At 57.1% G+C, this 2,917-nt stretch carries 3 protein-coding genes; all 3 read left to right on the top strand.

Annotation, left to right across the window (positions count from 1 at the left end):
• Positions 1-61: 61 nt before the first annotated feature.
• A complete protein-coding gene (locus ABYB95_RS20600; protein WP_372661280.1) occupies positions 62-1,141 on the top strand; it encodes a TRAP transporter substrate-binding protein in 1,080 nt (359 codons plus the stop codon).
• A 139-nt stretch (positions 1,142-1,280) separates the two neighbouring features.
• Positions 1,281-1,937: a TRAP transporter small permease subunit gene (locus tag ABYB95_RS20595; protein ID WP_372661277.1), complete on the top strand. Its 657-nt coding sequence runs from the start codon at positions 1,281-1,283 to the stop codon at positions 1,935-1,937.
• Positions 1,937-2,917 (top strand): TRAP transporter large permease subunit (locus ABYB95_RS20590; RefSeq protein ID WP_372661283.1); only part of this gene is annotated, 981 nt, incomplete at its 3' end. The genes ABYB95_RS20595 and ABYB95_RS20590, both read left to right, overlap by 1 nt.

Genomic DNA, 2,917 nt, shown 5'->3' with positions numbered 1-2,917 from the left:
CACTGGGACTGGGCACAAAATGCTTGTCCTGGATTGAGAAAACCAACACGGAGTTAATCTTATGGATCGTCGTTCAATCATCAAACATGCCGGTATTGCTGGTGTGCTGGCCGCTGGTGCCGCCCCCGCCGTACACGCGCAGACCACCATCCGCTGGCGCCTTGCGTCGAGCTTTCCCAAGGCGCTCGATACCATTTACGGTGCCGCCGAGGTATTCGCCAAAAAAGTGGGTGAGATGTCGGGTGGGAAGTTCACGATTTCCGTGCACGCTGGCGGCGAATTGATGCCAGCGTTTGGTGTGGTGGACGGTGTCCAAGAAGGCACCGTGGAATGCGCACACACCGCGCCTTACTACTTCTTTGGTAAAGACGACACGTTTGCGCTGGACTGTGCCATCCCGTTTGGCCTGAACAGCCGCCAGATGACCGCTTGGATGTACGAAGGCAATGGCTTGAAGCTGACCCGCGAGTTCTACGCTGGCTACAACATCGTGAACTTCCCCATGGGCAATACCGGCGCCCAAATGGGTGGCTGGTACCGCAAGCAGATCAAATCGGTCGCCGATATCAAAGGCATGAAAATGCGCATCGGCGGTTTCGCTGGTCGGGTGTTGACGGCCATGGGTGGTGTTCCGCAAAACATCCCCGGCGGTGAAATTTACCAGGCGCTGGAAAAAGGCACCATCGACGCCACCGAATGGGTGGGTCCATACGACGATCAGAAATTGGGCTTCAACAAAGTTGCGCCTTTCTACTACTATCCCGGCTGGTGGGAAGGTGGTCCACAGCTCTCGCTCTACACCAACAACAAGGCCTTCGACAGCCTTTCAGCTGAAAACAAGGCGATCGTGGAGTGTGCCGCGGCCATCGCGCATACCACCATGCAAGCCAAATACGATGCGCTCAATCCGGGTGCACTGAAGCAACTGGTGGGTGCTGGTACCAAGGTGCTGCCATTCCCCAAGGCCGTGATGGACGAAGCGTTCAAGCACTCGATGGCTTTGTACGATGACATCAGTGCCAAGAATCCGAAATGGAAAAAAATCTACACGGATTATTCGGCCTTCCGCAAGGACCAGAACCTCTGGTTCCGTTTCACGGAAGCCCAGTTTGATCGTTATATGCAGTCTGCCAAGCTGTAAGGTCTCGACCTTTTTATCAAAAACCCCGCTGTCGCGGGGTTTTTTGCTCGAATCGCGTCGGCGTGCTTTGTGTGAGCACGCTGACGCGCGTCTGATCCATTTTCGATAAGCGAACGCAGACCTTTGCCTGCGTCTTGGCTTGGTTCCTGCAAGCCATCGAATCCGATTCTTGCCAACCCGTCAGGGGTTTTTCATGTCATTCCTACTCAAAATTTCACGCTGGATCGATGCGTGCAGCGAGCTTATCGGCAAGCTGGCCATGTGGTTGATCCTGGCTGCCACGCTGATCAGTGCGGGCAACGCCATCGTGCGAAAAATCTTCAGCGTCAGTTCAAACAGTCTGCTGGAAATCCAGTGGTATTTTTTTGCGGCTGTTTTCATGCTCGGCGGCGGTTTCGCCTTTCTGCGCAACGCGCACGTGCGCATCGATTTCATTTCCGGGAAATTCAGCGACCGCACCCGGAACTGGGTGGATGTGGCCGGCATCATCGTTTTCCTGTTTCCCCTGTGCTACATGATGGCCACGCTGGGCTGGCCGCTGTTTGAGCGCGCCTGGACCACCGGCGAAACCTCGTCCAATGCTGGCGGTCTGATCCGCTGGCCGGTCTATGGTTTGATTCCTCTGGGCTTCACCCTTTTGTTTGTGCAAGGGGTTTCCGAATTGATCAAACGCTTCGCATTTCTGACCGGAGCTGGTCCCGATGTACTCAGCCATACCGGCCCTAGCGAAGCCGAATTGCTGGCCCAAGAAATTGCCGATCTGGAAGCTGCTCGCAAAGCGGGAGCGAAATCATGATGGAAATGCTCGCGAACAATTTCGTCCCCATCATGTTTGGGGGCCTGCTGGTCTTTTTGCTGGCCGGCTTTCCGGTCGCCTTTTCGCTCGCGGCCACCGGGCTGTTCTTCGGCTTTATCGGCATGGAGCTGGAGCTGTTCCCTTCCAACCTGTTTCAGGCTTTGCCGCTACGGGTGTTCGGCATCATGCAGAACGACACGCTGCTGGCGATTCCCTTCTTCACATTGATGGGGATCATCCTGGAGCGCAGCCGGATGGCAGAGGACTTGCTGGAAACCGTGGGTCAGGTGTTTGGCCCCATGCGGGGTGGCCTGGGCATTGCCGTGGTGCTGGTGGGTGCACTGCTCGCCGCCACCACGGGTGTGGTTGCCGCCTCGGTGATCTCCATGGGTCTGATCGCCATGCCCATCATGCTGCGTTACGGTTACAACCGGACCATCGCCACGGGCACCATCACCGCTTCCGGAACCCTGGCCCAGGCCTTGCCGCCGTCTCTGGTTCTGATCGTGCTGGCCGACCAGCTCGGTCGCTCGGTGGGTGATATGTACGCCGGCGCGCTGGTCCCCGGATTGCTGTTGGTGGGCTTGTACCTGCTGTTCATTCTGGTCGTGGCTTTGGTCAAACCGAAATGGGTGCCGGCCTTGCCACTCGAAGCGCGTGTGTATTCCGAGTCCAACGGTTCGAGTGGACACATGTCCTTGCTGGGTTTGATGGTGGTTTGTGTGGCGGCTGGCTTTGCCTGGTCGCATGTGCACGAGTCCATCATGAACCCCTGGCTGAACCGCTCGATGCCAGCGCCTGGCGACGAGGTGTTCATCATGTCGCTGACCATTGGTGCGTTCCTGGCGCTGGGCCTGGCCTTGCTCAACAAATGGTTCAAGCTGGGTTTGTTGTCTCGGCTCACCGAGCGCGTGACCTTTGTGCTGATTCCGCCACTGGTTTTGATCTTCCTGGTGCTGGGTACGATTTTCCTGGGCGTG

It is taken from the genome of Hydrogenophaga sp. (assembly GCF_041633695.1).
Lineage (GTDB): Bacteria > Pseudomonadota > Gammaproteobacteria > Burkholderiales > Burkholderiaceae_C > Hydrogenophaga.
Note: the sequence above shows the minus strand (reverse complement) of the source record. Positions and strands in the feature narration are given on the sequence as shown.

Excerpts from the sequence above, each read along its gene's own strand:
- ABYB95_RS20600 (WP_372661280.1), top strand. The coding sequence starts at position 62 with ATGGATCGTCGTTCAATCATCAAACATGCCGGTATTGCTGGTGTGCTG.